Source organism: Paracoccus sp. FO-3, from assembly GCF_006386455.1.
GTDB lineage: Bacteria > Pseudomonadota > Alphaproteobacteria > Rhodobacterales > Rhodobacteraceae > Paracoccus > Paracoccus versutus.
Window position 1 is genome coordinate 53,227 of record NZ_VCBQ01000008.1, and the last position, 26,695, is coordinate 79,921.

Sequence of the window (26,695 nt, forward strand, 5' to 3'; positions counted from 1 at the left end):
ACCGCCCCGCTGCAGGCAGGGCGGCATCAGCCGGCGTTCGGAGAACCGGGCGCCGCCTTCATCACGATTCCGCCGTTCCAAGCGGCTGCGCGACATTTCGGTGATCGCCGGCGGCCGCGCGCCATTCCTCAGGAGATATCCCATGCAGAGCTTCGACGAAAAGGTGGATAGTGCCGTCCACGTCGCCTTTACCGCGCTCGGCCTTTCGGTCGGAAACCATATGGACCTGGCCTGCCGCCTCAACGACTTCATCACCCAGGAATTCCAGTTCACCGTCTCGGACGACGACGATGATGACGATCGGCCTGCCGCCGGTGCCGGCATGTTGGCCGATGCCGCCCGCGGAGCGGGAGGTCAGGGCGATGACTGAGCAGGAACAGGGCATCATCGCCACAGCGCGCGAGATCCTGCGCCGGCAGATCCGTTGCCACCCGGTTCTCTCCTCCTGGCAGGCGGTGGTGGACTATATCGCCCTGACCGTTCGGGGCGAGGAGGAGCGGTTTCACGTCCTCTATCTCGACCGCCGGAACCGCCTGATCTCGGACGAATGCCTAGCAGTCGGCACGGTCGATCACGTCCAGGTCTATCCCCGCGAGGTGGTGAAGAGGGCGCTGCTGCTGAACGCCTCGGCGCTTCTGGTCGCCCACAACCACCCGGCCGGTGATCCGACGCCGTCGGAGGCCGACATCACGATGACGAAGAAGCTCCAGCAGGCATGTGCGACCCTCGACCTTACGCTGCACGACCACATCATCGTCGGAGCCGGTCGCGAACTCAGCCTGCGCGCGGAAGGGGTGATGGGATGACCAGCCGGACCATCTTCCAGCGCCAGTTGCGCGCCATCACCGCTCATTTCCGCCGCTACCCGGACCGGCCTGCGCCGACGACCCGGACCCTGGAATGCGCCTTCGAGACGAACAGGGACCATTCCGATGCCATGGCGGCCTGCCTCATGCTGACACCGGCGATCCGGCCGGGCCTCGAGCGATGGCGCGTCTTCGACGATGAGGTCAGGCTTGCCAGCCTGAAGCGTCATGAGGGCAGGACGGTCCGGCAGATCATCGACGCAATCTATCCGCGGGAGGCTGGCAGATGAGATGGTTCGTGGTTGAAGTCGTGGCGGTCCCGGATTGGGAAGATCTCGATCCCGAAGATGTCGACGCGGAGGGCAATTGCATCGTCGACGGTTGCTATCTGATCCGGGCGGCGGACGAGGCGGCGGCGTTGACCCGCTTCCACGACAAGGTGCCGATCACATGCCTCGATGATTTTCTGATCACCATCCGCCGGCGCAGGCCGGCCGACGATCTTGCCTCTTTCTACGAGATCGCCTGAAGCAGCGTCGCTCCCTGCCGGGAGAGGTGCGTTGCGGCATCTGCTGTGGTCGTGACCAGAGAAAGAGGGCGGCTGGCGGGGCTTTCGGCGGGTTTCCGACCGGGTGAGAGGCATCCGGGGCCCGCCGCGGAGAGCTGCGATGTCCCGACATGAACGAATTTCCGGCCACGACCTGCAAATGGCGGCCGGCGGCGCTGTCACCCCAGCAGAGGATGGCATCCGGCTGCGTATCCTCAGCCTTGGTGCCGGGGTGCAGTCCACCACCCTGGCACTGATGGCGGCGCGGGGCGAAATCGGCCCGATGCCTGATTGTGCGATCTTTGCCGATACTTTTTGGGAGCCCAGGGCCGTGTATCGTCATCTCGACTGGTTGCGCTCGCCGGGTGTCCTGCCTTTCCCTGTCCATATCGTCTCGGCGGGCAATATCCGTGATGGGCTGATCGCCGGCGCCGAAGGTGGCAGATGGGCATCGATTCCGGCCTTCACCCGCAGCATCGACCGTTCCGGGCGGCTCAGCATCGGCATGATCCGGCGCCAATGCACCAAGGATTACAAGATCGTGCCGATCCGGCGAAAGGTGCGGCAATTGCTCGGCATCTGGCGCCGACGGTCGCCGGCCATGCCGGTCGCGGAACAGTGGCTCGGCATTTCATGGGATGAAGCTATCCGCATGAAGCCCTCCTTCGAGGACTGGCAGGTCAACCGCTGGCCGCTGATCGAGCGGCGCATGACCCGCAACGACTGCCTGCGCTGGCTGGAACGCCACGGCTATCCCGAGCCCCCGAAAAGCGCCTGCATCGGCTGTCCCTTCCATTCCAACGCCCATTGGCGCCGAATCCGCGACGGCGATCCGGAGGAATGGCGTGACGCGGTCGAGGTCGACCGCCGTATCCGGACCGGGTTCCGGGGCATCCGGGGCGAGGTCTTCCTGCACCGGTCCGCCGCTCCGCTGGACCAGGCCGACCTGCGCACCGATGCCGATCTCGGCCAGCTCGATCTCTGGCCGAACGAATGCGAAGGCATGTGCGGGGTGTAAGGCGATGCGTATTTCCGATGTGCCGGCGGCGCTCGACCGCATGGAGGTCAGTGCCGCCGAGACCCGTGCCTGTCTTGACGCGATCGATCGCCGGCTGCGACAGCAGGCCGAGGCCGAGACCATCATCCACCGCCCGAAATCGCGCTACTTCCACCGCCAGATGAGCCGGTGGACCGGATCCGACGAGCGGGAGTACCAGCGCATCCTTGCGGCGCTGATGGAGCGGGCAGGGGCCGAGATCGACCGACTGTGCCGCAGGCTGGCGCGGCAGCAGGCGGCAATCCTCGCGATGCGGCGCAAATACCGCGTCAACGAGGCCCGGCCCCAGGCGTCGTCGCGCGGGTGGCAGGCGACAGAGGAAGAGGAGGGTGGGGGTGTTCGCGGCGGGTAGGAAGTCGGGAGAGAGGCTCCCGGCGCCCGTCGCGGAGACGACGACCATGGCAAAAGCCGTACAGAAGATCACCCTCTCGCGTTCGCGCGACATCCCCTTCGACAAGCTGGTCCTGAGCCAGTCCAATGTTCGGAAGGTCAAGGCCGACATCTCGATCGAGGAACTGGCCGAGGACATCGCCCGGCGCGGGCTGCTGCAGAGCCTCAACGTGCGCCCGGTGCTTGACGATGATGGTCAGGAAACCGGCATGTTCGACGTGCCGGCGGGCGGGCGCCGCTACCTGGCGCTGGCGCTGCTGGTCAGGCAGAAGCGGCTGGCCAAGACCGCGCCGGTGCCCTGCGTGATGCGCGAGGGCGCCAGCGACATCCTTGCCGAGGACGATTCCCTGGCGGAAAACACGCAGCGCGCCGCCCTCCACCCGCTCGACCAGTTCCGCGCCTTCCAGACCCTGCGCGAGAAAGGCCAGAGCGAGGAGGAAATCGCCGCCGCCTTCTTCGTCCCCGTCACCGTCGTGAAGCAGCGCCTGAAGCTTGCTTCCGTCGCTCCGGAACTGCTGGAGGTCTATGCCGAGGATGGCATGAAGCTCGAGCAGCTGATGGCCTTCACCGTGTCCTCCGATCATGAGCGACAGGTCCAGGTCTGGAACGCGGTCAAGGATTCCTGGCAGAACGAGCCCTATCAGATCCGGCGCAAGCTGACCGAAACCTCGATCCGTTGCAACGACCGGCGGGTACGCTTTGTCGGCATCGAGGCCTATGAGGCCGCCGGCGGTCCCCGGACCCGGGATCTCTTCGAGGACGACAATGGCGGCTGGATCGATGATGTCGCGCTGCTGGAAAAACTTGTGGCGGAAAAGCTCAAGACCGCGGCCGATGCCATCGCCGCCGAAGGCTGGAAATGGGTCAGCACCGATATCAGCTTCGCCTATGGCCATACCCAGGGCCTGCGCTGGTTGCCGAGAAAATGCGCGGAACTGAGAGAGGAGGATTATGCCGCCCGCGAAGCGCTTCGTAACGAATTCGAAGAGCTTGAGGCGGAGAATGTCGAGTACGAGCAGTATCCCGACCATGTCGAGGCGCGGCTTCGCGAGATCGACAGCCTGCTCGATGCCTATGAGAACCCGCCGGAGTTGTTCGATCCCGAAGACGTGGCGCGGGCCGGCGCCTTCGTCAGCATTGCGCAGGACGGTTCGATCGAGGTCGTTCGCGGCTATGTCCGCCCAGAGGACGAGCCGGGGCAGGAAGCCCACATCGCCACCAGCCCCCAGGGCGATGCTACCGGGGGTGCGCAGGGGGATGAAGCCGCGGCAGGCGAACCGGAGGTGACGGTTGGCACGCCCGCCGCAGAACCCGAGGAGGACGACGGAGACGCGATCAAGCCGCTGCCGGAGCGGCTGCTGACCGAGCTCACTGCCTGGCGCACGCTTGCGCTGCGCGATGCGGTGGCCAGCAATCCACAGGTGGCCATCACCGCGCTGATCCACCGCCTGGTGATCGACACTTTCGGATCCGGCATGAACTCGGGGCGGTGCCTCGAGGCCTTCGTTCGCGAGATCCATTTCCCCGCCCAATCGGAGGACATGCCGAATTCGCCGGTGGCCGGTTCCGTCGGCGAGCGTCACCAGGCCTGGGCTTCCGACCTGCCGCTTGAAGACGACGAGGCCCTGTGGGACTGGATCGCCAATCTCGATGGTGCCAGCCGCATGGCGCTGCTCGCGCATTGCGTCTCCTTCGGCATCAACGCGCTCCACGAGAAGCCCAATCCCTATAGCGGCTACGGCGTCTCTGCCCAGGGGCTGGAACGGCGCTTTGCCGAGGCCGATCGGCTGGCCCGGGCAACGGGCCTCGACATGATCGAGGCAGGCTGGCGGCCGACCGTCGACAATTATCTCGGCCGGGTGACCAAGCCCCGCATCCTCGAAGCGGTGCGCGAAGGCGTCGGCGAGGACAGGGCGCGCCTGCTCGAGCACCTGAAGAAGGGCGACATGGCGCGTGAGGCCGAGCGCCTGCTCGCCGACAGCGGCTGGCTGCCCGAGCCCCTCCGCCTCGCCATCGATGGCGATGATCCCGCCGCGCAGCCCGCGGACCTGCCTGACTTCCTCATCGAGGATGCCGGCGACAACACCGATGGCGTCGAGGCGAACGCGGACGTTCCGGCCATCGCCGCCGAGTGAACAGCAGTGCGGGGTGGCAAGCGCTGCCCTGCCACCCTTCATCCAATCCTCACAAGGCTCGGCATTGCGCCGGGCCGATTTCGTATCGGGAGAACAGATATGTCGGCATTTCTCATCTACGACCGCGCGCCGCTCGGCGCCCTGATCCGCTACTCGGACGGCACGCCGCAGCCGCCGGCGCGCTTCACCAGGAAGCTGGCGGCATGGAAACGGAACAACGGCCTCGGCCGGCTGATCCAGAAGACGCCGCAGCGGCTGCTCGGCAACAACCATGTTCTGCCCGCCTCCTTCACCCTGCATGAGGGCGATTTCTCGTCACGCGGGGTCGTGCTGATCACCGTGCAGCGGACCTATTCCGTCGATAGCGAGCTGCGCTTCGAGGTGGCGGAGCGGCCTGCCATCGGCATGATCCGGGTGCTGCAGACCTTCAGGGACAATGTTGAGTTGTTGCATCTGGCCGAAGACCGGGAAGCCGCCGAACTCTGGGTGGCGAAGACCGGGCATAGCGAGACCCGGTTCGAGGCGGTCACCACCGACGAGCTCTGCGCGGATGTCGTCGAGGGCCGTGCGGCCGCCTGATCCTCGCCTGCTGCGATTCCATGGCCCGCCATCATCTGATGGCGGGCCTTTTTCCATGTTGGGACCCCCTCCTGTGTCGTTCCTCGAAGGGGTGATATGCAAGCGGCAGCGTAGTGGCGTCGGCGGTTTTGCGATGGCGACATTACCCTTTTCAGTTTCTTGCGCCGGTCCGACGGGTGTAGATCTTTGATCTACGTGATGTGCAGCATGTGTCGGGTCGCTTATAGAAGCGCTTTCGCTTGATCGGCGCGCTCATTTGCGTCGAGAGCGATCGGTTCCACGACGGATAGGGGAACCTTGTCCCTCAACTTGTCGCGGGTTCTTTCGATCGAGGGTCCGAGTCTTTCGATCATATCCGACAGCAGCTCGAGAGGGCGGTTCGCGGGCAGCCCGCTCGCCCTTCCCTCGCTTTCAAAATGCCGGGGCACGATCTCGTCGATGCCGTAGTGGCCATCGACGGACATTGCGAGCCGATAGCGCTTCCTTTGCAAACGTCCGGCATGAATCACCGGGGCAAGACTCAAGATGTCATAGAGCGGCGCAAGCCGGAATCGGCCCCGCCGGCCAAGACGAAGACTGAAGTTTTTCGCATGCCCGTCCGAGGCACCGATCAGGTAAAAGAAGATCTGTGCTCTGAAAAAGGTTTCGCGGTCGGTGACCGGATCGTCGGATTCACGGAGCAGATCCATGATCTGCCCAATACCAGGACCGCCGACCTTCTGGTATTTCCTTGCCGACGGATATCCCAATGACTGACAGATATCCTCCTGTGGCAGGCGCTTGAGGGTGCCGCCGTCCCATCGACGGTCGAAACGTTCGACCGCCAACGCGACCTGCCCTGGGAGCACGATCTTTTCCACGGTGGCAGTCGGCAAGCCGATTTCTCCGGCAAGGGTCATGCAGAACAGTTCGTTCTCGACGCTGTCGCTCAAGTCGACCTCGTCCGGCCCAGGCAAAACGCCCATCGGTGTTTTGAAGATATGGCTCGTTGGGGTGATCCCGCGCGGCTTCGCCCAACGGCCGTCGATGAAAAGATAGGCGGTTTTCTCCTGGGCACCCGCTATTGAGATGCGGAAATCGTCGTCGTCGCCTTGTGCCAGGGGCGCCGCGGCAAGGTTTCCGAGGTCGGCCAGCATCTCTTCTTCGGAGATTTCGCGATAGTCCATATCCTGTACGCCCGGTTGTTCGCCATCGGGCAGGAACTGAAGAGCACCGACGCAATCGCGGCCAAGAACCGACAGCAGCGAATAGATGTCGGCCCCCGCCGCTCCGATGCGTTCTGCGATCTTTGCCCGCAATTCACCTTCCGCATCCGGCAGAAGGTTGTCAAAAGCCGCGATCACCGGATCGCCGCGCCATCCAGCCTGGTCCAACGGAAGCACGCTTGCGACCGGGAATGCGCGCTCATCATTCAGCCATCCGGAATCGTAGGTGAAGCTGATCCCGCCATCTGTTGCTCTGACCAGGGTGCCTATCCGGGTCCGATCATACCAGACACCTGTCCTGCTTTTCCGTGCCCGCGGCCTGCGCCGTGCTTCACGCGCCATGTCAGCTCAGATCCGTATCATTGCGACGGTCTGTCACCTGTAATTCCGCTCCCAATGCCTCCAGTAGGCGGAGATATACGTCCAGGCTGACCGACACGATGCCGGTTTCAATGTCGGAAATCGTCGATTGAGCTGTCCCCGTGAGTTCTGACAGTTGCTTCTGGGTAAGATTGCGCGACTTCCGGCGGGTGCGCAGCGCGGACGCCGCCTGCCGGAGGCTTCGGACAGTTTGGCTATGGTGCTTACTCATCTGTCTTGCATAGCTCATAGGCTATAAAACATCAATATCGCTCTAAGGCTATAATATATAAATATAGCTCATAAGCTATAATTGAGGTGATGGAGACTGTCTGCACCTTTGCCGATGACGGCCCTCCAGCCGGTGAGCATTGAACATTCGCATGCTCTTATCACCATTGCGAGGTGTGATCAGCCGTGGCACCGCGGAAGGGGTCTGTCGTCTATGCGCAGGAGAGGAAGAGGTCGGTCGTGGAGGGTCATGGCAGGTCGGGACGGCGGGGGAGTGGCCCCTGCGGGCCTGTCGTGGAGCATGACGATGAACATCGCCTACAATCCCGCGAAACTTGCGCCGCCGCCGGCCCGCATCCTGCCGGAACCGGTCGCGGCGCAGCCTTTCCCGCTCTCGGTGACATGCGTCGGCGAGGTCGAACGTGCCGACGAGCATTTCGGCATGGGGCCGTGGTGGGTGCAGCAATCGTTGGTCCTCGGCAAGCGTGCCGGCCTCGTAAAGGCAATCGAATTCGCCAGGGAAGTCGTCGCCAACCGGGAATATCCGCTCGGAGATGCCGACGGGAGCGATTTCGCCGCGGAACTGTTCCTGATCCTCGACCGGGACCGGCGCCTTGTGCTGGCCGGAAACCTCGTCGCGTCCGCGATCGCCTGGTGCCCGCCCGTTGTGTCGGATGCGGAGGCGAGGCAGGTCGTTCAGCAGGCCAGCCGCCTTCGCGCGAAGGCGACATATGAGGCTGGATGCGACAATCATCGCGCCGCCCGCCGCCTGCGCCGCGATGCTGGCGTGCTGGAGGGGCGACTGGTCGATATCCGCTGGCGCGACGCGGTGCGCCGCGCGCTTCGGGAGATCGCCTGATGCTCTGCGAAACCAAAGCCCTGGTTGAGGGCTGTGCGGCAGATGCCGGCTGGAGCGGTGACACGCTTCTGTGCCGATGGGCGGAAGCGACCGGCATCGCCGCGTCCCTCGTGCGGGAGCTCTCGACGCTTGCGGCCGAGGAACGTACCATGGGTGGTGAGATCTCGATCCCGGATGTCGAGGACGGCATGTCCCCAGATCCTGACGTGTCGGCCAGCGCCCTGATTCCAGGCGGCGGGCACGGCCTGCTGATCCGGCGCTTTGCCGATCTCAGCACTGCGCATCTGACCGAAGACCTTGCCAGTTGGCTCGAAGAGGAATGCCCGGCAGGCCGAGGATCGTGGCACGGAGGGAATGACCTCGGTCTGGAACCTTGGCACGGGTTTCTTCGCCTGGGTGCCGGATCCGGCATTCGACCGCGAGGAATATGACCGGATCATCGATCCGGTGCTTGTAAATATCCTCGACTTCGCGGGCGCTGCGGGCGCCGAATACGTCCTCTTCGACCGGGATTCGCCGGTCTGTGCCGATCTTCCGTCCTTCGATTGGTGAATCCGCTGCAAGGCGGCGCAACGGCGGCCAGACCGTCATCGAGCGGGCAGTCCTTCGGGATTGCCCGCTTTCTTCTTGCGGCAGGGGGCAAAGTGGATCCGGGCAGGTGGCGTCGTCGAAGCCGGTGCGCCGCCCGTCAGGCCCTTCGGTGGTCTCTTGCCGCTGAAGGCCGGCGAGATGGCCCCCGAGGATGCGTGGCGGCAGGAGGAAGAGGTGGGTAGGGACCGGGTGGTCTGGATGCTGAGAGAGCGCCCGCGTCCGGACCTTCCCGTCAGGCGCTCGGGAGACCTTTCATGCCCAACCATGTCACCAACCGGGTCGTCGTGACCGGCCCATCCGCGGCCATCGCGGCTTTCCGCGCCGCATTCCTCATCGAGGAGGTGGACGCCGAAGCGGGAGGTCGTGATCATCGCGTCACCCGTTTCGACTTCAATCGCATCGTCCCACGCCCGAAGATCCTCGACGCGACCGAAAGCGGCAGTTCGGTCAGCATGGGCCTTCTGGTGCTTGGGCGTCCGGAGATCATGGACGATGGCTTCGGAATTCCCTCGCTCGATGCCGAGATCGCCCGCTATCTCAGCTTTCCATGGGTGAAGGACGCCGGTGTCGCCGACTATGAGGGGCTGAAAGCCTTGCTCATCGAACGCGACCCGGCCTGTATCGCAAAGGCCGAGATCGCGATCCGCGCCCATGAGGAATGCGGCCATGCCTCCTGGTATTCCTGGTCGATCGCCAACTGGGGCACCAAATGGAACGCCTATTCCTTCGAGGTGATCGACGAATGCGAGGGCCGGCTCGAATTCCGCTTCGATACGGCCTGGTCGCCGCCAGAGCCGGTCTTTGCGGCTCTCGCCGATCGCCCGGAATGCGAAGATCTGCGCATCGACATCCAGGGCTTCGATGAAGGCTGGCTCTTCGCCTATCGGGCTGAAATCTCCTGCGGAACCTACGACATCGCAACCATCCCCCCGACACCGGACCTCTACGCCGAGATCCATGGAAAGCCCTGGGTCGGCGAGGACGATGAAGGCGCGGGTGCGGTCGTGACCTGGGCGCGCCCGTCCTGATCTGCCCCAGAGAGGCAGAGTGGGGTGGTGAAGGGTGAGCCGGGATGGGCAGAGAGAGTGCCGCCCGGCTCGCCCGTTCAGCTTTCCCGGAGAGGACCAATGACAGAGACCGAACCAACCGCCGCTGCGGCGGAGGATTTCACCGCATTCATGGACCGGTGCAAAGAACAACGCGCACGGGAAGAGGCCGTGTTGCCCGGCAACAAGGCCGCGATCCTCGATGCCCTCGCCGCCGCCGAGATCACCCGCGTCGCCGTCAATTTCGACGGCTATGGCGATTCAGGGCAGATCGAGAACATCGACGCCTATCGGGGCGAGAGCGAGTTCGTCGCGCTGCCGGAAACGGAGGTCACGATCGCCTCCGCAAGCTGGGGCGATCCGGGCATCGTGGCGCAGACCATGATGCTGGAAGCGGCGATCGAGCAGATGGCCTATGATCTTCTGTCTTCCGCGCATGGCGGATGGGAGAACAACGACGGCGCCCATGGCGAATTTCGCTTCGATGTCCGGGAACGGGTGATCGCTCTCGATTACAACGAGCGCTTCACCTCCTCGGAATTTTACAGCCACGAGTTCTGAGGAGGCGGCCATGGCACATCCGTATCATCACGCGCTGTCTTCGGTTAAAAAATGGGGCGGCACTGTCGAGGACTATTTGCCGATTCATTCCTGGTTCGACGCCTCGAAGGAAATCCTGGCCGATTTCCGGCATCGTGCGCTTCGGCATCACGCCGAGGGCATCTTCATGGCCGAGACGATCTTCGGTCCGACCATTGCGCTGTCGACCGGACGGGTGATCCCCACCAGATGGGTGGGCGAGCAGCATGTCCGCGAGGATCTCGGGCATATCCCGTCCTTTGCGGACTGGGCCCGGGCGATCCGGCCGGAGCCCTGGATGGGGCGCAGCCGGAAGATCAAGGCCATCGTTGACCCCGTTCATGAGCCCCGCGCCTCGGCGCCCGACTCGGCTTATCCGTTGCTCGCTGTCCCAGCCGATGCCGATGATCGCATGGTGCTGCGCGCTGCGGTCCGGCTGATCCATCGCGATATCCGGCGGATTCCCGGCTTCCGGCTCTCTCGCAAGCGCTTCTACCGCCAGATGCTCCGCGAACATGCCGCACGGCGGCCGAACGGCGTCGAGCCTGACCCGACCTGAGAGAACTCCCCTCCCTTCCACGAGACCCGGCCTCGCGCCGGGTTTTCCATTTTCCGAAAGGAACCACCATGGCTGACTATTACACCAGCTTCTCCTGCCTGCTCGACACGGGCACTCCCGAAAAAGCCTCGCACGCCCTGGACCTCTTCGCCCGGCTCAGGGTCGAGGACGAGGCGACGGACGAATGGCAGGCCTCAGGTTTTGCCGTCGAGCTTCAGGACTGGCCAACCAAATCGATGCTCTGGATCCATGACGACGATCATGGCGATGTCGAGAACCTCGTCGCCTTCGTCCTGCGTTGCGCCGAGGAGCTCGATCTCTCCGGCCTGTGGGGCTTCACCTATGCCGATATCTGCTGCCGCCCCCGGATCGACGGTTTCGGCGGCGGCGCGCATGTCGTCGATCTCGGCGCGCGCAAATCCATCGGCTGGATCAGCGCAAGCGAATGGCTGAGCGCAGCCCTCAACGGCGAGGATATCGACGCGGTGGAGGCGCTGGCACAATGAGCACCACCATTCCCATCAAAGCCTCGCACGCCTCTTCGTCCCTCCCCGTCGTGGAATTCGGCCGCAGTGCCGACAACCTGCTCATCGCGCGGGTGGGCGATACGGCCTTCGCCATGATCCCTACCGCTGACGGACGGCATTTCCTCGCCACAGGCTGGCGCCTGTCGCGGCCGCTCGCCGAATGGACGCGCTCCGATTTCTACGGTCATTGCGGGCTGGTCGTCGACGAGGCGGCGTTTCGGGCGCTGGTGGAGGACAATGCCCGGCATCAACGCGAGCGGGCTGCCCTTGGGCGGCAGGAAGTGATCGTCCAGGTGAACACGCCATGGGGTCCGTCGCAGGGCGCCACGCTTTATGCCGAGGGCGTGATGTTCCACTCCACCGCCAGCCATGGCGGCTTCCAGCTGACCCCGGGTCGGAATGCCAGCATCCATCCCAAGCTGCGCAGGCCGAAGGGGTTCTATGAAGAGGATGCCGAGTGGGCCGCCGTTGCTCAAGGCCTGCCGGAGCTGTTCACCACCCGCGAGCGGCGCGAGGCGGACGAGACCATCCGGAACCATTGGCCCGAGGCTTGGGAAACCATTCATGGCCGCACACTCGAACCGGGGGAGTCCCGCGAACGCGACCGGCAGATATTCGAACGCGCTCACGCCGAGGACTGGATCGTGATCTCCGCCATCCGCTCGGATCATCGGCCTGGTTTCACCGAGGTGGTCGCCACGCGTGGCGGCAAGCGCGATACCCGGACCGCAGAGCGGCGCTTCCTCGTGCCGGTCGAGGAATACCGGGCAGGCCCCTTCGGCTTTGTTATCGACGAGGCGCGGCACCTCGCCTATGACGGGCCATCGAGCTTTGCTGGTTGGAGGAGCTGAACGGAAAGAACCGTTTCCTGCATCTGCAAGCCCGCGCGGGCAGAGCCAATAGGTGCGTTCCGTACCAGCGAGGGACCCGGTCCCGGCTCCAGATCGGGACTGACCTCGCCGGGTGCTGTATAAAGCTCGGAATGCGCGAGTCATCATCGGGGGGAAGCATCCACTTGCATAATATCCTGAATATCTGTATATTCTGGACGACAGGAGGTGCCCGTAATGTCGCAACTGCCCGAATTCAAGGCCGCCGATCTGACGCGGCATACCAGCGATCTGTTCGAAGCTGCGATCCGCTCCCCGGTGGCGATCACCAAGCACCGCAAGCCGAGGTTCGTTCTGATGAGCATGGACCAGTACCGGAAACTCACCCAAGGGCCCACCCAGCAGGTCCATATGCTCGATGAGATGCCGGATGACCTGAGGGCACTGATGATCGAAGGGCTGGAACGGGATACTGCCGCAGATGTCGAGTGATCCGAAGCCCGGGGAGGTCTTCCGTTACCCGTTTCTCTGGAAACGGCAGGAGGAGGCAGGTGAAAGCGAGGGCCGCAAGACGCGTCCCGTCTGTATCGCGGTGACCGCGACAAATCGCGACGGCGAGACAGTGGTCTTCATCCTGCCGATCACGACGCAGCCGCCCATGCGAGGCCGTCAGGCGATCGAAATCCCTCAGATCGAGTCGCAGCGGGTCGGTCTGGATCTCCATGTGCGGAAATGGGTCATGCTCGACGAGATCAACACCGACATTGTCGAGCGGTCCTGGGTCTGGGACGATCGCGTGCCGCTTGGCGTTTTCAGCGGCGCATTTACGGCTCGCATCCGCTCCAGCTTACTTGCGCTGGCCAGAGCGGGTGCGGCCAGAATCGTTGACCGGATGAAGTAGCTGTTGCTGTCATCGGTCAAGTACTTCTGGCTTTCTGTCAGATTTCTGCCCCATTCGGCGTTCCACTGTGGTCACGCCATCGATGTGAAGAGACCCATCAGGGACATTCGATCAGTCCGCAACAGGGGCACGCAGTTCGCTCGCGCGGCGGAAAGCTCGGCCCTTTGCAGACGTTGGCGCGACGATCTGATGCTACGTCGCGGCTTCACCACTGCGGACATTCGGGGTGCCTGCAGCAATCTTCCTGTCCGAGCTTGAACCAGGCTTCGCGCGGATTGCGGGTTGGCGTCGCGCAGAGTAAAAAATTCCGAGCAACACCGGGAGGTATTTATGGACCAGTCCGATCAGGAACTCGAGCGTCTCAGCGCGCTGTTGCATGCGCTGCCCATCGAGAACATGCCCATGACGCTCAGTGAACTTGATGGCTATGTAGTCGGTGTTCTTGCCTGCCCGGATATGATCCCGCCCTCGGAATGGATGTCCCATGTCTGGGGAGAGACAGGTGAGGCAAATTTTCCCGATCAGAAAACCGCCGAAGCCACGGTCGGTGCGGTCATGGCTCACTACAACTCGGTTGCGGAGGCGATGACCCGCTCACCTTGGATCGAACCCATCTACGAGGTTGACCCCAACAGTGATGAGGTGATGTGGGAGCCTTGGATCGATGGCTTCACTCGCGCTATGGGGCTAAGACCGGATGCTTGGGATCGACTGCTCGCTCAGGCCGACGAAGAGACGCGGACGACGATGATCTTCTTGATGGCGCTTCAGGAAATATACACTGGCCACAGCAAGTTCACGGATGAGGAGATCGACGAAATCGACCTTGAAGCACCCAATCTGATCCCGAACTGCGTTGCGACGATACTCTATCAGTCTCGTCCCGAGCTTTCCCGCATGGAGCCCGCAAATCGTTCCGAGATGCCGTTCAACGCCGGTCCCCGGCCCGGGCGGAACGACCCATGCTCCTGTGGGGCGGGCCGCAAATACAAGCAATGTTGCGGTCGGAACTGACCGATCGCCCAAGTCTCTCACGGCCCGTTGCCGACCTTTGCTTCGCCGACTAACGCCGCAGCGCGGCATCATCAGACCGGACTTTCGCTGCGCCTGCATGGGTTCCGAAACATCGAACTCGCACAACGCGGGACAACGAGGTCATGCAATCGCGCACAAAAGAGAAAAACCTAATCGGGATCACATTGGACATTCCTGCCAATATTGCACGATTTTCGGAAAGGTCGCGCGAGCCTCCTATGTCTGCGGGCTTTGGCGGACGGACCGACCTCGCTTTGGCACAGATTTCAGCTCCTGCCCCCTGATTGCGGTCCGGAACGCCGTTGGCGTCATGTTGCGGGCATTGCGAAAGCGGCGCGCGAAGTCGGCGGCATCGGAGAAACCGCACTCGGTTGCGATCAGGCCCACGGGGCTGTCGGTCTGCATCAGCATTTGGCACGCCCGGCCAAGCCGCAGTTGCAGCACATAGGCGCTGATGGACATGCGGGCGCTGCGCTTGAAGATCCGTTGCAGCTGACTTTCGGTCAGATGCACAAGATCACACAGCGGGGCCAGCCGCACCGGTTCATCGTAATGGGCATGCAAATGGTCCAGCACCTTCTGCATCCGCGCCCGGTCGCGCGGCATCTCGCTGACGGTAACCTCTCCGCTGGCCAGCGGCACTCGGTCAGTAGATCCTGACAAGGTCGCAAGGATGGCTTGGAAGGCAATCACCTGGGCCACGCTGTCAATCTGACCCAGTTGCAGGATCCGGTCTCGCAGTTGCGCCGACGTTTGTGCGCCGAACCGCAATCCACGCCGGGCCTGCGCAAGCAGCGGCGTGACGGGCGAAAGCTCTGGCACCAGACCGATCAGGCTGGTGATCCAGTCACTGGTGAACCAGCACACAATGGCGCGATGGTCGCCGGCAATCTCGATCAGGTTTTGGGATTGAAACGCGTGCGGCAGATTGGGGGCGATCAGGACAAGATCGCCATCGTTGTAGGGCCCGACATGATCTCCCACAAAGCACAATCCGCGGCTGTTCACCGTGAGGGTCAGCTCGAATTCCGGATGGTAATGCCAGTTGAACGGAAACTCTGGCAGGCGGCGGTCGAAGACATGCAGGGACCGGTCCGGCGGGATGGCAACGGTCTCGAAGTAGGGTGGCGATATGGGCATTACATTCAACTGTAGCGCTGAGATGCGGCAATCATACAAGGATATGCGGCAATAGGGAATGGTGCGCGCGGTGAAGGCTTGGCATCTGTGAAGCGGAAACCGGGGAGGACGTGATGCAAACCATTAGGACGGATGTCGCGATTATCGGGTCGGGGGTGGGTGGATCTGCCGTGGCGCATCAACTCGCAGGCAGCGGCGCAAAAATCCTGATCCTCGAACGCGGCGACGATCTGCCGAATGAGCCGCAGAACAGCGATGCAGAGGCGGTTTTCGTCCAGTCCCGATACAAGACGACGGATGAATGGGTGGACACGAAGCGGGCACCCTATCGGCCCGGTCAATACTACTATGTCGGCGGGCATACGAAGTTCTACGGCACTGCGATGTTCCGGTTCCGCGAAAGTGATTTCACGCACACGCAGATCGATGGCGCCACATCCCCCGCCTGGCCGGTCAGCTACGCCGATCTTGCGCCATACTACGCCGCAGCCGAACGCCTGTATGGCGTGCGCGGCGCGGCAGGTGTCGATCCGACCGAGCCGCCCCGCGATGCCTTCCCCCACGCCGCGATCCCGCACGAGCCGGTGATTGCCGCGCTGTCGGATCGGTTGCGCGCCCAGGGCCTGCACCCATTTGCGATGCCATCTGCAATCGATTATGGCCCCGATGGCACCTGCCGGCGCTGCGGCACCTGCGATGCCTTTGCCTGCCGGTTCGACGCCAAGGGTGACGCGGATAAGCGCGTGCTCCGCCCACTTTTGGCGCATTCGGACGTGCGGCTGGACCGCAACGCAAAGGTTACGCGACTTATCACCGATGGCGAGGGCAAGCATATCGTCGCCGCTGAGGTGCTCCGGTCCGGAGAGATCCTGCGCGTGGAAGCGCAGGTCTTCGCCCTCTGCGCGGGGGCGATCAATTCCGCTCTGATCCTGCTGCGGTCCGCCTGTGAGGCGGCACCGGACGGAATTGCCAACCGGTCCGACGTCGTGGGCCGATACCTGATGAACCATCACCTGACCGGGCTGATGGGGGTGAAGCCTTTCACTACAAACACCACGAAGTTCCCCAAAACCCTGTCGTTGAATGACTTCTACCACGGTTTGCCAGATGATCCCGATGCGCGCGGCAACATCCAGATGCTCGGCAATATCCAGGGTGCGATGATCCGTGCAACGTATCCCAGAACGCCGCGTGCCGCGGCCGACTGGTTGGGCCGCCATTCCGTCGACGTGCTGGCGATGGGCGAGGATCTGCCCGACCGCGAGAGCCGAGTGCGCCTTCTGGACGGTGACCGGGTGCAGGTCGATTACCGCCCCGGCGGGCGGGCCGCCCATGACCGGTTCGTGCGCCATGTCAGGCATGTGCTGCGCCGGGCAGGGTTCCCGGTCGTTCTGCGTCACAGCTTCGGCATTCAGGCCCCCTCGCACCAATGCGGCACCGTGCGGATGGGCGATGATCCGGCGACATCAGCCCTAAACGCCATGTGCCGCGCGCATGATCATCCGAACCTTTACGTGGTGGACGCGGGGTTCTTTCCCTCATCCGCCGCGCTGAACCCCGCCCTGACCATCGCAGCCCAGGCGCTTCGGGTCGGGGCGCATCTACGCAATGCCCGCGCCATCTGAAAGGACACACCCCATGAACTTCCTGTTGCCCCTGACGGGTTCCTTCGCACAACCCGCAGCCGAGAACCCGACCGTCGCGATGATCGAGGCCGCCTACCGCCATCACGGTCTCGATTGGCGCTACATCAACGTCGAGGTCTCGCCCGACGATCTGGCAGACGCGGTGCGCGGCGCGCGGGCGATGGGCTGGCGCGGCTTCAACTGTTCCATCCCGCACAAGGTCGCCGTGATCGACCACCTCGATGGGTTGGGAAAATCGGCCGAGATCATAGGAGCCGTCAATACCATCGTGCGCGACGGTGACCGGCTGATCGGTGAAAACACCGACGGGCGCGGCTTTGTCGCGGCGCTGAAAACGGTCGTGGATCCGGCGGGCAAATCCGTCGTCCTGTTCGGTGCGGGCGGTGCGGCGCGGGCGGTTGCGGTCGAGATGGCGCTGGCCGGCGCCACGCGGATCACCGTCGTCAACCGCAGCGCGGAGCGGGGGCGAGTGGTCGTCGATCTGCTGAACGACCGCACGGACACGCAGGCAAGCTACACGTCGTGGGAGGGCACATTCGTCGTGCCGTCCGGCTCGGATATCGTGATTCATGCCACATCCGTCGGTCTGTATCCCGACGTCGACGCAATGCCCGACATCGACACCGACAGCCTGACGCCCGAGATGGTCGTTGCCGACGGCATTCACAACCCGCCCCTGACACGCCTGATTCAGGCCGCCAAGGATCGCGGCTGTAAGACCGTCGACGGGCTCGGGATGCTGGTGCAGCAGGGCGTGATTGGAATGAAATACTGGACCGGTGTGGATGTCGATCCGCACGTCATGCGGCAGGCCCTGCTGGATCTCGAATTGTAGATGGAGAAGCGACGGTCTTGGACAGCGTCGGTCATTCTGGTCTGGTTGCTGGCTGCCGGAAATCGACCAGACCAAAGAATATGAGGCGTCACGAGACCCGTCCCGATTTCGCTGTATGACAGGATTTTGCCAGAGTGTTTCATTAGTGGAAATGGGCTCGAAGCGGTCGAGCGGCGTGCAGCCAAATCACTTTGGCGGTATAGCATGGCGCTCGCGGCCCTTTACTGCCATTCGATATAGTCTCGGCGCCACTATGTGGCGTCACCAAACCAGCCATACATGTTCGTCGCAGCAATTCTTGGCCGGTGGAAGTCATTGATCTGTGACCTTGATACCGCTCGTCGCGGGTGCGGAATCAGCACAGCGGTTGCGAGGGCTGAAGAAGGTCGGGGGAGGTGCGGAGGTCGGCGGTGCAACGCATCAAGTGCGGCATTGTTCGGATGCATCCTGCCATTCGCAGCCGTAGCATAACAGCGAACCCAAAAACGATAGAAATCAGCGGGGTTCGCAATCTTCGCGAGCAATAGGCGGAAACGAGACCAGAACGCGCAGGCCCGGATGATTATCGTTCAGTGTCAACACCGCGCCATGCAATTCGGCAATCGCCCTGACCATGCTGAGTCCCAAGCCATTGCCCGGGGTCGTGCGACTCTTCTCGAGGCGATAGAAACGGCGGAAAACCTTGTCGCGTTCTGCTGTGGGGATGCCCGGACCATTGTCGGAAACCTGAAGCAGGGCGCTGTCATCCACCCTCGACAGCGTTACCTCGATCCGCGTACCTGATGAACAGTGACGCAGGGCGTTTTCAACGAGATTTGCGATCATCTGGGTCAGGAGTTGCTGATCGCCCTGAACCATCGCGTCCTGATCTTCGATGTCAAACCTCAGCGTTTGACCGTTTTCTTCGGCGACGGGGCCGTAGGCGTCTTCGATCCGGGCGAGGATCGGGGCAAGCGGGGCTGCGGTAAACCGACCTGACCGCTGACCGGATTCGATCTGCCCGATCCGCAGCAGGGCGTGGAATGTCTCGATCAGATCGTCGGCGATCTCCACGGCTTGTTCCGCATCTTCCCTGATCTCGGAAGTCAGGTCGGGCGCATTCAGAAGCACATCCAGCCGTTGTCGCAGGCGTTGCATGGGCGTGCGAAGGTCATGGGCGATATCGGCCGAAATCTGTTTCTGGCTTTCGACCATCTGCTGAAGCTGTGCGATGGTGCGGTTGATTTCATCTGCCATACGGGCAAGGTCATCGCCATCGCTGCCAGTGACGGGGACGCGTCGATCCAATTGCCCCAATGCCACTGATTTCAGCGTCGTGGAGATCCGGGTCAGCCGCCGTTCGGTTCTGCGGCCGACAATGACCCCGGCCAGTAAACCGGTAAGCAGCAAGAGGATAAAACCTGCAAGGAATCCGCGACCTAAAACCTCGCGCAGCTCTTCAAGAAAATAGGTGCTTGTGCCCAATGTCAGCCGGTTCGGGCCGAGCTGCGCCGAATGAAGCAGGTAGCCTGTCACATCGTCATAACGGGGCTTTTCGGCTTGGATTGCATTGACCGGGACGTAGCCGCTGCTGCCCTGCCAGTCGATGGCATCGACATTTCCGGTCAGAACGTTGCCATCCGCGTCCTGAAGCAGATAGATCCGATAATCCTCGAAATTGAACCCGGCAAATCCGCCAAGCTTTTCCTGAACCGCGTCCAGACCTTCGCTTTCGTAAAGATTGGCAAAACCGGCTGAATCGTCCGCAAGTTGGTCTAGTACCCATTCGCTGATTTCGCGATCCGCGAAGTGGTAGGTCAGACCAAAGACGAGGGCAGTGATGATGGCGTAAAGTGCGGCAAAACGCAGAGACAACCGCGCCGAGGTCGAGCGCAGGAAGCGAGACATGCCGCCGGCCCTAGCCATGCAGGCTATACCCGGCACCGCGGACGGTATGGATCAACTCGATCTCGAAGGGCCTGTCCACTTTGTTACGCAATCGACTGATATGGGTCTCGACGACGTTGGTCTTGGGATCGAAATGGAAATCCCAGACCGATTCCAGCAGCATCGTGCGGGTCAGTACCCGGCCGGCATTGCGCATCAGATATTCCAGCAGGCGGAACTCGCGTGGTTGCAGGTCCAGAGAAATGCCCGCCCGCGTGACCGTACGGCGGATCAGGTTCATTTCCAGGTCGGCCACCTGTAAGACGGTTTCCTCGGCTTTCAGTGGCGGCCTGCGAGTCAGCGCCGCCAGCCGCGCTGATAGTTCCTGAAACGAGAATGGCTTGACGAGATAGTCGTCCGATCCCGCCTCAAGCCCCTCGACCCGGTCGTCGATCCCGTCCATCGCCGAAAGGATCAGGATCGGCGTCTCGACTCCTGCGCCGCGCACGGATTTGATCAGGGTCAGCCCATCCAGACCTGGCAACATGCGGTCAAAGATCATCACGTCATAACTGTTGTCCAGCGCCGACAGGAAACCTTCGCGGCCATTGTCGCAATGATCGACCAGATGCCCCTGCGCCCGGAGGCTGGAGGCGATGTAGTCGGCCGTTTCGGCATGGTCCTCGACCACAAGGACGCGCATGGCTGCTGCTTTCCATATCTTGTCTGCCCGCAGGGATAGCCCGCTGTGCGTTTGGGTCAAGACGTCGGGACATTACGGATTGGTATAGTTCCGGCAACACCCCTGACAGATCGTTCTTGATAGATGGCGGCTGACACGAACCGTCAGCCTATCGAGCAGGACAAAATGACAATAATAGATGAGGCCCATGTGCCTCTCCACGCGGCAGTGGCCCGAACCCGCCCAAATGTGCGACCGACGCTGCGTGATATGCAGTTGGATGGCCCGACCCGCCGGTTTCTGGTGGCAGTTCTGACGGGATTCGGGCTCCTGCGGCTCTGGGCAATGTTTGCCGTACCTTTCACCGACACGACCGAGGCCCGTTACGGCGAAATCGCCCGCAAGATGGTTGAAACCGGGAACTGGCTGACACCGCAATTCGACTATGGCGTGCCGTTCTGGGGCAAGCCGCCGCTGCATACCTGGCTGTCGGCAGGGGGGATGCAGTTGTTCGGCGTGAACGAAGTGGCCGCTCGGTTGCCGATCCTGCTGACCGCGCTGGCGGTTCTGTTTCTCGTCTGGCTGTGGGTGCGTGATACCGTCGGGCGCAATACGGCGTTGGTTGCCATGGCGGTGCTGGCGACGATGGCGATGTTCTTTGGCGCTTCGGGTTTCGTGATGACCGACATGCCGATGGTTCTTTGCACGACGCTCGTCATGGTCGGGTTCTGGCAGGCGGTCGGAGGTGGCAACAGTCGTTGGGGTTATGGCGTCTTTCTAGGGCTGGCAATTGGTATGCTGGCCAAGGGGCCGGTGGCGGTTGTGCTGAGCGGCATTCCCTTGATGCTGTGGCTGGCCCTGACATGGAACTGGCACCTGCTGCGCCTGCTGCCATGGGCGCGCGGCATGGTATTACTGACAGCGCTGGCCGCGCCTTGGTATGTCGCCGCCGAAATCGCCACGCCCGGTTTCCTGCGCTACTTCCTGATCGGAGAGCATGTTCAGCGTTTCCTAACCCCCGGCTGGCAGGGTGATCTGTACGGGTCTGGCCATCGGGAAGCCAAGGGCATGATCTGGCTGTTCTGGCAGATGGCTGCCCTGCCTTGGAGCTTGGTTGCCACCTTGCTACTGACCCGCTTCGGCAAGACGGTCACGATGTTTCGACGGGATCGCTCGGGCTGGCTGGTTTATCTGTTGCTCTGGACGTTGTCGCCTTTGCTGCTGTTCACGCCTGCATCAAATATTCTTGCCGCCTATGTCCTGCCCGGCTTGCCGGCTGCAGCTGTCTTGCTGGTGGTGCTGTTCACGCAGATGTTCGAGGCTCAACCGAGCCGTGCAGCTCGAACAGGATTTGCCATCGCGACATCGGTAATCTTCGCTTTTTTCCTGGCGCTGACCTCGGGCGCGGCTTTCGCGCCGCAGAAGATCCGATTGAAATCCGACAAGGGGCTCGTCGCGGTCGCTAGCGCAGCGATGCCCGGTGCGCCGCTTTATACCCTCGGCGGGCGCAGCTACTCGGCCGAATTCTATTCCCAGGGCAAAGCGCGTGCCATCGATCTCGAAGACTTCGCGCGACTGGCCGGCAGCGGTGCACCGGTGGCTTTCTCGGTGCCTCCGGACATGGCGTCGGAGGCGGCGACATTGGGTCTTGAAAATCTGGGCAAATATGGGCGGCATGTCCTGTTTGTCACCCAGCCGACGAACGAGGTGAAATGATGGGCCGCATGCAGGATATCACTCGCGAAACGGCAAACATGACGCCACGCATGCTCGATTCAGGGCCATTGGCGCCCGATCTATCCTTTGTCATTCCGGCATATAACGAGGCAGAAACAATCGAGGAAACGCTGACACGGGTGTCGCGCAAGGCGTACAGGCTGGTGCCGCATTCCGAGATCGTTGTCGTCGATGACGGCAGCAGCGACGAAACGCTGGAACTGGTCACATCCGGCCAATGGGACCTGCCGGTTCGCCTGCTGCGTCTGTCGCGCAATTTCGGCAAGGAACAGGCGATCATGGCTGGGCTGCGTCATGCGACGGGCAAAGCCGTGGTAATTCTCGACGCCGACCTGCAAGAGCCTTTGCGCTATGTCGATACGATGCTGGAGCGCTACCGAGAAGGCTATGAGATTGTCTACGCCGTCCGCGCCCATCGTGATGATGAAAGCTGGTTGAAGCGCCGCTGTACCGCCGCTTTTTACCGCTTCCTGAATATCGGCAGCGAGGTGTCAATGCCTGCCGGAGCGCGGGACTTCCGGCTGATGGATCGAAAGGTGGTCGATGCGCTTTGCGCGCTGCCCGAAAGCAATCGCTTCATGAAGGGGCTTTATGCCTGGGTCGGTTTCCGCTCGCTTGCCATCCCGGTCGAGTTGCAGCCACGCGGCGGGGGTAGCACCAAGTTCCGCTTCCGCGAACTGCTGAGACTGGGCATGACCGGGCTGACCGCTTTCACCGACTGGCCGTTGCGCATGTGGACCGGCATCGGAATGATCCTTGCCATGCTGTCGATCTTCTACGGGCTGTTTCTAGCCGGCCGCACGCTGCTGCTCGGCCATGCTGTGCCCGGCTGGTCCACGCTGGCAGTGGCGATCTTCTTTTTCAGTGGCATCCAGTTGATGTCCATCGGTATGTTGGGCGAATATCTGGCGCGGGTCTTCAGCGAGGTGAAAGGTCGCCCCGGCTATCTGATCGCCGAGGATGTCACGATTGCCGCGTCATCCGAATGCTAGGCGCGGTCGCGCGGTTCGCCCTGACCGGGGGCCTGGCGACCCTTGTCCATCTGGGCGTCGCGATCGGCCTTGTCTGGTTTGGCATGCTTCCGCTGATCAGCAACACTGTTGCTTTCCTGATTGCCTTCATGGTCAGTTTCTCTGGTCACCATCTGTTCACCTTCGCCGGACATGGTTCGTCCGCGACCCAGACTTTCGGACGATTCGCTATGGTGGCGGCAATCGGATTTCTAGCAAATGAAATTGTCCTGTTCCTATTGCAGGGCATCGGGTTGTTTCGTCTCGAAGCTGCCGTTCTGATCTCGACCGCCTTTGCGGCTGCCTGTACGTTCATCCTGTCGCGCACTTGGGCGTTTGCAGGGAGCGGTCACGCACGATAGGCCACGCCGCGCCTGCCAGGGGCATTGGTGATGGCAGAATCAACGGCGTCGCGAGATCACGCGGCGACTGATACAAGTCGAGCGTCGCCTTGAATATCTTCAACATTCAGCGGTGTAAGTCCGGCCCTCTCCAGACATTCGAACCAGGCGCAGCGGATGACCGGTGTCGGCCCCATCGCTGCCTTCCAATGTTACATGAGCACAGTCGCTGGGTGCGCCCAAGTGCTTTGTAACCATTACGCGCTCTCATGAAAGGTCCAAGGCTGGTAACGAAATTGGAAAAGCGCAACTTCAATCAGCCCTTTGATATGTCAATGCTGTTTTCAATTGCATATTTTATTTTTGGATCGCGAATCCTATAAACGGCTTCACCTTTGTCAGCAACTTCCCTCTCAATCAAACCAAGGTTTTCCATTCCTACCGTGTAATTTTGAGTGGAGCTTCCAGTCCCAGCTTTGTCATTCAGCTGATTTCTAGTAAAGCGTACAGCGTCCAGCTTCAAAAGATGCTTTATGTATGAATATACATCCATAGAGTTCTTTCTGGCATTGGCCTTTCTTGGGTAATACTCATAGAAGTTGAATTTACTAACAAACTCCCGCATTCCCTCGTGCACCGCGGCTTCTGAAATCTCCTTGACTTTCGCGTCTATACGATATTGGGCGCGAAAAATTTTATTCATCAAATGCCAAAGGTCTCTCGGATTTCGATTACTTAGGTCCAATATTGAGCCTCTAACACTTTCCGAAACAGAATCTCTGAATATATTCGAGAAATTCCGCGCAGGTCCCTCAGAAAACACCTTCACCCTTTGATCTAATGCGGCCTTTAAGTCGGGAAACTCCCACACAATTTCTGGGCTATATACCTTCTGTGTGCGAACCTTGTCTTTAATAAAGTTAAGTGGGACGACCCATAAGGACGCGACTACTTGGAAGCCGTCGTCCAAGAGAAACTTATTGTTACTAAGGATAGGCAAAATGAATTCTGAAATTTCTTCAGCATCATTGTCGAGCCTCGGATCCTCGTCAACTTTGTCCAAGACTACAACTATGCGCTTATATCCACACTTCTTCACGAGACCAGAGAATCGCCTTAGCGCTTCTAGTGTATCATCTGCTTTTGGAAGTTCAGCCTCAACGCCAGCGGATACCTCGGGAAAGTATTCGGAAACCTGAGCCTTTACCTCGGCGCTGGCTCCAGAAGCCCTTGCCACGACATCCGCGGCAATCGCCACCCCCACATTTGCAGCGATATTAAGTGGGTTGCGCACAGAGTTATAAAAAGACTGCAGTATCCTCTTCCATTTTGGAATCTGGATATCTCGTGCCGCCCGCTTTACAAGTCCACGAGTTGCGTCCGCAGCGAAGTTCACATAAAAGTACGTGAGCAGTATCTTTTCATCCTCAGTGAGTTTCCCTCCTGCAGAACGCAGCTCTCCTATGCCTCCAAAAAATGCATTGACCATGTGCCAAGTTATGAATTTATAGAAATCCGCCTCGCTGTAATATTGGGGTAAGCTGCTGAAATCATCAATCTGGCACAGCAGGTGCAGATTGTCCGATCGTCTTATGAAGTCATATGTTATAGACGTTTTCCCAGTGCCCCTGTCGCCACTTAGCAACATTGTACTCCCCGCCTCGAAGGCTTCCAATAGTGGGCTGTAGAGCTTTGTGGTTACAAACAGCTCACCCTGCCGCGCCTTTTCGTCTTCAGCTGTGAAGAAGTTGAACGGGTAAGATTTAAATCCGAAGCCTTTGCAGAAGTCGTCAAACTTTATCTCTTCTTGCAACGGACGCTCCATTTTTCAAAGAAAGTTAATACCTTTCTGTACTCACACAGGTTACGAGCCGCAAGATGAAGTTTCTCTGGTGCCGCGAGCGGGGTCTGCGCATCTCTGACGTTCGGCCAGGACGCGGCGAATGGCGGTTCACCGCCCAAGGTCTGCACCGGCCAGCTCAGCGAATCGCGCCGACCGTCCGCTTCCCGCCCTGCGGGTCGGTTCGGGGGCGATGTTGCGCTTGGTCGCGCGGCACCTGCAAACGGCAGCTTCGTCCCGGCACCAGACGCGCTCCGGCCGGCACAGGGGTCAGCGTCGGCTGGCGATTGGGATGGAAATGCCTGTTGGTCCTGTCCGTCAGCCCCTGCTTTCCAACGCCCCGCGAATCAAAAGCTGCTGGATTCTGACAGTCGCCCTTGGAGATCGGACCATGTCCTGCTTCGGGGTCTTGGGGCGCTGACGGCCCGGCCAAGCCGAGGCCGTCCGTCGGTTCAGGCTGCCCCCCCATTCTCACCGATTGCTGTCGATCCAGCGCGAGAGCAGCTGCCGATCCCGGAAGCACTCGTCCGGCACGGCGCGGCGCTTGATCCGGGCGATCCGTTCGGCGAAGGCCACCTGCTTCGAGGTCGGTTCATTTGCGGCGACAGGCGACATTCTCGCCTGCGCATCGATCCAGGTGCTTAGCGAGCGGCGATCCTGCTGAACCTCCCAGGGCAGCAGGGTGCGGTTCCGCGTGGCCAGCGATCTGGCGTAGGCGATCTGGCGCGGCGTGACCGGCAGGGCAAAGGGGGCGGTTTCCATCGGCGATCTCCCTTCTTCGGCTATGGCTTCAATATAGAACACACAGGGAACAAAATTAACCGGGCGGCCGAGAGGAAGAGGTCAGTCGGGGGGGAGGGTCGAGCTGGAGCGGAGATGGGAGAGCGCCGCTCGGCTCGGTCCCTTTTCCGCCTCCCGGAGACCTGATCCATGCTGGATTTCCGCCCCGCGACGCTGGTGCCCGAAGACAGGCGCCTGAACTTCCTGCCCACCCTCTTTGGCCTGAGCCGGCTGATCGTCGCCGAGAACACGCTCTACGGCCTGATGGACCGGCTCAGCCCCGATTACGGCGGCGGGGCCTGGGATTTTTATGAACTCGACGGCAAGCCGCTCTATCTCGCCCCGACTTCAAAACCCCGGTTCCGCATGTCCTGGCCGGACAACGGCTATCAGGGTGAAGTTTCTGCCGATGCGGCGGGTATCATCGCGACGCTGTTCGCCCTGTCGCATCTGAGCTTCCGCTTTACGGACGACCGGTTCAGCGAGGGATTTGCCCGGCTCTACGATTACGCCGCCAGGCACCCCGAGGCGGGCGAGATCTTCCAGGCGATCGACTGATCGGCAGGGCGGTCGTTCCTGAA

The 26,695-nt window shown here is 61.6% G+C and carries 30 protein-coding genes and 1 pseudogene; 24 read left to right on the forward strand and 7 right to left on the reverse strand.

Annotation, left to right across the window (positions count from 1 at the left end):
* Window positions 1-142: 142 nt before the first annotated feature.
* The 8 genes from FE811_RS03625 (at window position 143) to FE811_RS03660 (ending at window position 5,514) form a co-directional block, all read left to right on the forward strand.
* On the forward strand, window positions 143-370 hold the full coding sequence (locus FE811_RS03625) for a hypothetical protein (RefSeq protein WP_140846722.1): 228 nt from the start codon (window positions 143-145) through the stop codon (window positions 368-370).
* The gene (gene radC / locus FE811_RS03630; RefSeq protein WP_140846725.1) at window positions 363-806 is read left to right on the forward strand and encodes a DNA repair protein RadC; all 444 of its coding nucleotides are present in this window, start codon (window positions 363-365) and stop codon (window positions 804-806) included. The genes FE811_RS03625 and radC overlap by 8 nt, the downstream gene beginning before the upstream one ends.
* The gene (locus FE811_RS03635; protein ID WP_140846727.1) at window positions 803-1,096 is read left to right on the forward strand and encodes a hypothetical protein; all 294 of its coding nucleotides are present in this window, start codon (window positions 803-805) and stop codon (window positions 1,094-1,096) included. Before radC ends, FE811_RS03635 begins: the two co-directional genes overlap by 4 nt.
* Window positions 1,093-1,335 (forward strand): hypothetical protein, encoded by a 243-nt coding sequence (locus tag FE811_RS03640; protein WP_140846730.1) that lies wholly within the window; start codon window positions 1,093-1,095, stop codon window positions 1,333-1,335. Before FE811_RS03635 ends, FE811_RS03640 begins: the two co-directional genes overlap by 4 nt.
* Before the next feature lie 178 nt (window positions 1,336-1,513).
* Window positions 1,514-2,371: a hypothetical protein gene (locus tag FE811_RS03645; RefSeq protein ID WP_140846733.1), complete on the forward strand. Its 858-nt coding sequence runs from the start codon at window positions 1,514-1,516 to the stop codon at window positions 2,369-2,371.
* A gap of 4 nt (window positions 2,372-2,375) precedes the next feature.
* On the forward strand, window positions 2,376-2,762 hold the full coding sequence (locus tag FE811_RS03650) for a hypothetical protein (protein WP_181180812.1): 387 nt from the start codon (window positions 2,376-2,378) through the stop codon (window positions 2,760-2,762).
* Between the two features lie 46 nt (window positions 2,763-2,808).
* Complete coding sequence (locus tag FE811_RS03655; RefSeq protein ID WP_140846795.1) at window positions 2,809-4,935, forward strand: ParB/RepB/Spo0J family partition protein; 2,127 nt, start codon at window positions 2,809-2,811, stop codon at window positions 4,933-4,935.
* A 99-nt stretch (window positions 4,936-5,034) separates the two neighbouring features.
* On the forward strand, window positions 5,035-5,514 hold the full coding sequence (locus FE811_RS03660; protein WP_140846735.1) for a hypothetical protein: 480 nt from the start codon (window positions 5,035-5,037) through the stop codon (window positions 5,512-5,514).
* A gap of 221 nt (window positions 5,515-5,735) precedes the next feature.
* Here FE811_RS03660 and FE811_RS03665 read toward each other — a convergent pair whose 3' ends face one another.
* Together FE811_RS03665 and FE811_RS03670 are read right to left on the reverse strand one after the other, a co-directional pair.
* A complete protein-coding gene (locus FE811_RS03665; protein WP_140846739.1) occupies window positions 5,736-7,061 on the reverse strand; it encodes a HipA domain-containing protein in 1,326 nt (441 codons plus the stop codon).
* A 1-nt stretch (window position 7,062) separates the two neighbouring features.
* A complete protein-coding gene (locus tag FE811_RS03670; RefSeq protein WP_140846742.1) occupies window positions 7,063-7,311 on the reverse strand; it encodes a helix-turn-helix transcriptional regulator in 249 nt (82 codons plus the stop codon).
* 306 nt (window positions 7,312-7,617) lie between these two features.
* On the opposite strand from FE811_RS03670, the gene FE811_RS03675 reads away from it, so the two are divergent.
* The 10 genes and pseudogenes from FE811_RS03675 to FE811_RS03720 all read left to right on the forward strand — a co-directional run bounded on the left by FE811_RS03675 (window position 7,618) and on the right by FE811_RS03720 (window position 14,216).
* Window positions 7,618-8,169, forward strand: a complete 552-nt coding sequence (locus tag FE811_RS03675) for a hypothetical protein (RefSeq protein WP_140846745.1) — start codon at window positions 7,618-7,620, stop codon at window positions 8,167-8,169.
* 354 nt (window positions 8,170-8,523) lie between these two features.
* Entirely contained in the window at window positions 8,524-8,721 is a 198-nt protein-coding gene (locus FE811_RS27320) for a hypothetical protein (RefSeq protein ID WP_181180813.1), read from the forward strand.
* Window positions 8,722-9,014: 293 nt separating this feature from the next.
* Entirely contained in the window at window positions 9,015-9,788 is a 774-nt protein-coding gene (locus FE811_RS03685; RefSeq protein WP_140846749.1) for a hypothetical protein, read from the forward strand.
* Window positions 9,789-9,887: 99 nt separating this feature from the next.
* The gene (locus FE811_RS03690) at window positions 9,888-10,367 is read left to right on the forward strand and encodes a DUF6878 family protein (RefSeq protein ID WP_140846751.1); all 480 of its coding nucleotides are present in this window, start codon (window positions 9,888-9,890) and stop codon (window positions 10,365-10,367) included.
* A gap of 10 nt (window positions 10,368-10,377) precedes the next feature.
* Window positions 10,378-10,722 (forward strand): annotated as a pseudogene (locus FE811_RS03695) (hypothetical protein); the annotation flags it as partial.
* A 290-nt stretch (window positions 10,723-11,012) separates the two neighbouring features.
* On the forward strand, window positions 11,013-11,450 hold the full coding sequence (locus FE811_RS03700) for a hypothetical protein (protein ID WP_140846752.1): 438 nt from the start codon (window positions 11,013-11,015) through the stop codon (window positions 11,448-11,450).
* Window positions 11,447-12,322: a hypothetical protein gene (locus tag FE811_RS03705; protein WP_140846754.1), complete on the forward strand. Its 876-nt coding sequence runs from the start codon at window positions 11,447-11,449 to the stop codon at window positions 12,320-12,322. Before FE811_RS03700 ends, FE811_RS03705 begins: the two co-directional genes overlap by 4 nt.
* Before the next feature lie 216 nt (window positions 12,323-12,538).
* A complete protein-coding gene (locus FE811_RS03710) occupies window positions 12,539-12,793 on the forward strand; it encodes a type II toxin-antitoxin system prevent-host-death family antitoxin (RefSeq protein ID WP_140846757.1) in 255 nt (84 codons plus the stop codon).
* Window positions 12,783-13,202, forward strand: a complete 420-nt coding sequence (locus tag FE811_RS03715; RefSeq protein ID WP_255469627.1) for a hypothetical protein — start codon at window positions 12,783-12,785, stop codon at window positions 13,200-13,202. Before FE811_RS03710 ends, FE811_RS03715 begins: the two co-directional genes overlap by 11 nt.
* 330 nt (window positions 13,203-13,532) lie before the next feature.
* Window positions 13,533-14,216, forward strand: a complete 684-nt coding sequence (locus FE811_RS03720) for a UPF0149 family protein (protein ID WP_074991450.1) — start codon at window positions 13,533-13,535, stop codon at window positions 14,214-14,216.
* A gap of 237 nt (window positions 14,217-14,453) precedes the next feature.
* Here FE811_RS03720 and FE811_RS03725 read toward each other — a convergent pair whose 3' ends face one another.
* On the reverse strand, window positions 14,454-15,377 hold the full coding sequence (locus FE811_RS03725) for an AraC family transcriptional regulator (protein WP_140846759.1): 924 nt from the start codon (window positions 15,375-15,377) through the stop codon (window positions 14,454-14,456).
* A gap of 113 nt (window positions 15,378-15,490) precedes the next feature.
* Here FE811_RS03725 and FE811_RS03730 point away from each other — a divergent pair, with 113 nt between their 5' ends.
* Window positions 15,491-17,002 (forward strand): GMC oxidoreductase, encoded by a 1,512-nt coding sequence (locus tag FE811_RS03730; RefSeq protein WP_140846762.1) that lies wholly within the window; start codon window positions 15,491-15,493, stop codon window positions 17,000-17,002.
* 13 nt (window positions 17,003-17,015) lie between these two features.
* Entirely contained in the window at window positions 17,016-17,858 is an 843-nt protein-coding gene (aroE, locus tag FE811_RS03735) for a shikimate dehydrogenase (protein WP_140846764.1), read from the forward strand.
* A 495-nt stretch (window positions 17,859-18,353) separates the two neighbouring features.
* Here aroE and FE811_RS03740 read toward each other — a convergent pair whose 3' ends face one another.
* Complete coding sequence (locus tag FE811_RS03740) at window positions 18,354-19,745, reverse strand: HAMP domain-containing sensor histidine kinase (protein ID WP_140846767.1); 1,392 nt, start codon at window positions 19,743-19,745, stop codon at window positions 18,354-18,356.
* A gap of 10 nt (window positions 19,746-19,755) precedes the next feature.
* Window positions 19,756-20,427, reverse strand: a complete 672-nt coding sequence (locus tag FE811_RS03745; RefSeq protein WP_119746555.1) for a response regulator transcription factor — start codon at window positions 20,425-20,427, stop codon at window positions 19,756-19,758.
* 123 nt (window positions 20,428-20,550) lie between these two features.
* Here FE811_RS03745 and FE811_RS03750 point away from each other — a divergent pair, with 123 nt between their 5' ends.
* Genes FE811_RS03750 through FE811_RS03760 form a run of 3 tightly spaced genes read left to right on the forward strand, consistent with a single transcriptional unit; the run spans window position 20,551 to window position 23,515 of the window.
* Window positions 20,551-22,122, forward strand: a complete 1,572-nt coding sequence (locus tag FE811_RS03750; RefSeq protein ID WP_255469628.1) for a glycosyltransferase family 39 protein — start codon at window positions 20,551-20,553, stop codon at window positions 22,120-22,122.
* Window positions 22,123-22,130: 8 nt separating this feature from the next.
* Window positions 22,131-23,135 carry a glycosyltransferase family 2 protein gene (locus FE811_RS03755; RefSeq protein ID WP_219848863.1) on the forward strand — a complete coding sequence of 335 codons (1,005 nt, stop codon included), beginning with the start codon at window positions 22,131-22,133 and terminating at the stop codon, window positions 23,133-23,135.
* Window positions 23,129-23,515 carry a GtrA family protein gene (locus FE811_RS03760; protein WP_119746558.1) on the forward strand — a complete coding sequence of 129 codons (387 nt, stop codon included), beginning with the start codon at window positions 23,129-23,131 and terminating at the stop codon, window positions 23,513-23,515. The genes FE811_RS03755 and FE811_RS03760 overlap by 7 nt, the downstream gene beginning before the upstream one ends.
* Before the next feature lie 295 nt (window positions 23,516-23,810).
* Here FE811_RS03760 and FE811_RS03765 read toward each other — a convergent pair whose 3' ends face one another.
* The gene (locus FE811_RS03765; RefSeq protein WP_140846770.1) at window positions 23,811-25,307 is read right to left on the reverse strand and encodes a P-loop ATPase, Sll1717 family; all 1,497 of its coding nucleotides are present in this window, start codon (window positions 25,305-25,307) and stop codon (window positions 23,811-23,813) included.
* 498 nt (window positions 25,308-25,805) lie between these two features.
* Window positions 25,806-26,096, reverse strand: a complete 291-nt coding sequence (locus FE811_RS03770) for a hypothetical protein (RefSeq protein WP_140846774.1) — start codon at window positions 26,094-26,096, stop codon at window positions 25,806-25,808.
* A 168-nt stretch (window positions 26,097-26,264) separates the two neighbouring features.
* On the opposite strand from FE811_RS03770, the gene FE811_RS03775 reads away from it, so the two are divergent.
* Complete coding sequence (locus FE811_RS03775) at window positions 26,265-26,672, forward strand: antirestriction protein (RefSeq protein WP_140846777.1); 408 nt, start codon at window positions 26,265-26,267, stop codon at window positions 26,670-26,672.
* Window positions 26,673-26,695: the final 23 nt, after the last annotated feature.

Coding starts and splice junctions, on each gene's coding strand:
- FE811_RS03740 (WP_140846767.1), bottom strand. CDS start 19,745: ATGTCTCGCTTCCTGCGCTCGACCTCGGCGCGGTTGTCTCTGCGTTTT.
- FE811_RS03660 (WP_140846735.1), top strand. CDS start 5,035: ATGTCGGCATTTCTCATCTACGACCGCGCGCCGCTCGGCGCCCTGATC.
- FE811_RS03720 (WP_074991450.1), top strand. CDS start 13,533: ATGGACCAGTCCGATCAGGAACTCGAGCGTCTCAGCGCGCTGTTGCAT.
- FE811_RS03750 (WP_255469628.1), top strand. CDS start 20,551: ATGGCGGCTGACACGAACCGTCAGCCTATCGAGCAGGACAAAATGACA.
- FE811_RS03745 (WP_119746555.1), bottom strand. CDS start 20,427: ATGCGCGTCCTTGTGGTCGAGGACCATGCCGAAACGGCCGACTACATC.
- FE811_RS03655 (WP_140846795.1), top strand. CDS start 2,809: ATGGCAAAAGCCGTACAGAAGATCACCCTCTCGCGTTCGCGCGACATC.
- FE811_RS03670 (WP_140846742.1), bottom strand. CDS start 7,311: ATGAGTAAGCACCATAGCCAAACTGTCCGAAGCCTCCGGCAGGCGGCG.
- FE811_RS03775 (WP_140846777.1), top strand. CDS start 26,265: ATGCTGGATTTCCGCCCCGCGACGCTGGTGCCCGAAGACAGGCGCCTG.
- FE811_RS03715 (WP_255469627.1), top strand. CDS start 12,783: ATGTCGAGTGATCCGAAGCCCGGGGAGGTCTTCCGTTACCCGTTTCTC.
- FE811_RS03690 (WP_140846751.1), top strand. CDS start 9,888: ATGACAGAGACCGAACCAACCGCCGCTGCGGCGGAGGATTTCACCGCA.
- FE811_RS03705 (WP_140846754.1), top strand. CDS start 11,447: ATGAGCACCACCATTCCCATCAAAGCCTCGCACGCCTCTTCGTCCCTC.
- FE811_RS03640 (WP_140846730.1), top strand. CDS start 1,093: ATGAGATGGTTCGTGGTTGAAGTCGTGGCGGTCCCGGATTGGGAAGAT.
- FE811_RS03710 (WP_140846757.1), top strand. CDS start 12,539: ATGTCGCAACTGCCCGAATTCAAGGCCGCCGATCTGACGCGGCATACC.
- radC (WP_140846725.1), top strand. CDS start 363: ATGACTGAGCAGGAACAGGGCATCATCGCCACAGCGCGCGAGATCCTG.
- FE811_RS03770 (WP_140846774.1), bottom strand. CDS start 26,096: ATGGAAACCGCCCCCTTTGCCCTGCCGGTCACGCCGCGCCAGATCGCC.
- FE811_RS03650 (WP_181180812.1), top strand. CDS start 2,376: ATGCGTATTTCCGATGTGCCGGCGGCGCTCGACCGCATGGAGGTCAGT.
- aroE (WP_140846764.1), top strand. CDS start 17,016: ATGAACTTCCTGTTGCCCCTGACGGGTTCCTTCGCACAACCCGCAGCC.
- FE811_RS03665 (WP_140846739.1), bottom strand. CDS start 7,061: ATGGCGCGTGAAGCACGGCGCAGGCCGCGGGCACGGAAAAGCAGGACA.
- FE811_RS03625 (WP_140846722.1), top strand. CDS start 143: ATGCAGAGCTTCGACGAAAAGGTGGATAGTGCCGTCCACGTCGCCTTT.
- FE811_RS03730 (WP_140846762.1), top strand. CDS start 15,491: ATGCAAACCATTAGGACGGATGTCGCGATTATCGGGTCGGGGGTGGGT.
- FE811_RS03760 (WP_119746558.1), top strand. CDS start 23,129: ATGCTAGGCGCGGTCGCGCGGTTCGCCCTGACCGGGGGCCTGGCGACC.
- FE811_RS03645 (WP_140846733.1), top strand. CDS start 1,514: ATGGCGGCCGGCGGCGCTGTCACCCCAGCAGAGGATGGCATCCGGCTG.
- FE811_RS03635 (WP_140846727.1), top strand. CDS start 803: ATGACCAGCCGGACCATCTTCCAGCGCCAGTTGCGCGCCATCACCGCT.
- FE811_RS27320 (WP_181180813.1), top strand. CDS start 8,524: ATGACCTCGGTCTGGAACCTTGGCACGGGTTTCTTCGCCTGGGTGCCG.
- FE811_RS03755 (WP_219848863.1), top strand. CDS start 22,131: ATGCAGGATATCACTCGCGAAACGGCAAACATGACGCCACGCATGCTC.
- FE811_RS03700 (WP_140846752.1), top strand. CDS start 11,013: ATGGCTGACTATTACACCAGCTTCTCCTGCCTGCTCGACACGGGCACT.
- FE811_RS03685 (WP_140846749.1), top strand. CDS start 9,015: ATGCCCAACCATGTCACCAACCGGGTCGTCGTGACCGGCCCATCCGCG.
- FE811_RS03675 (WP_140846745.1), top strand. CDS start 7,618: ATGAACATCGCCTACAATCCCGCGAAACTTGCGCCGCCGCCGGCCCGC.
- FE811_RS03725 (WP_140846759.1), bottom strand. CDS start 15,377: ATGCCCATATCGCCACCCTACTTCGAGACCGTTGCCATCCCGCCGGAC.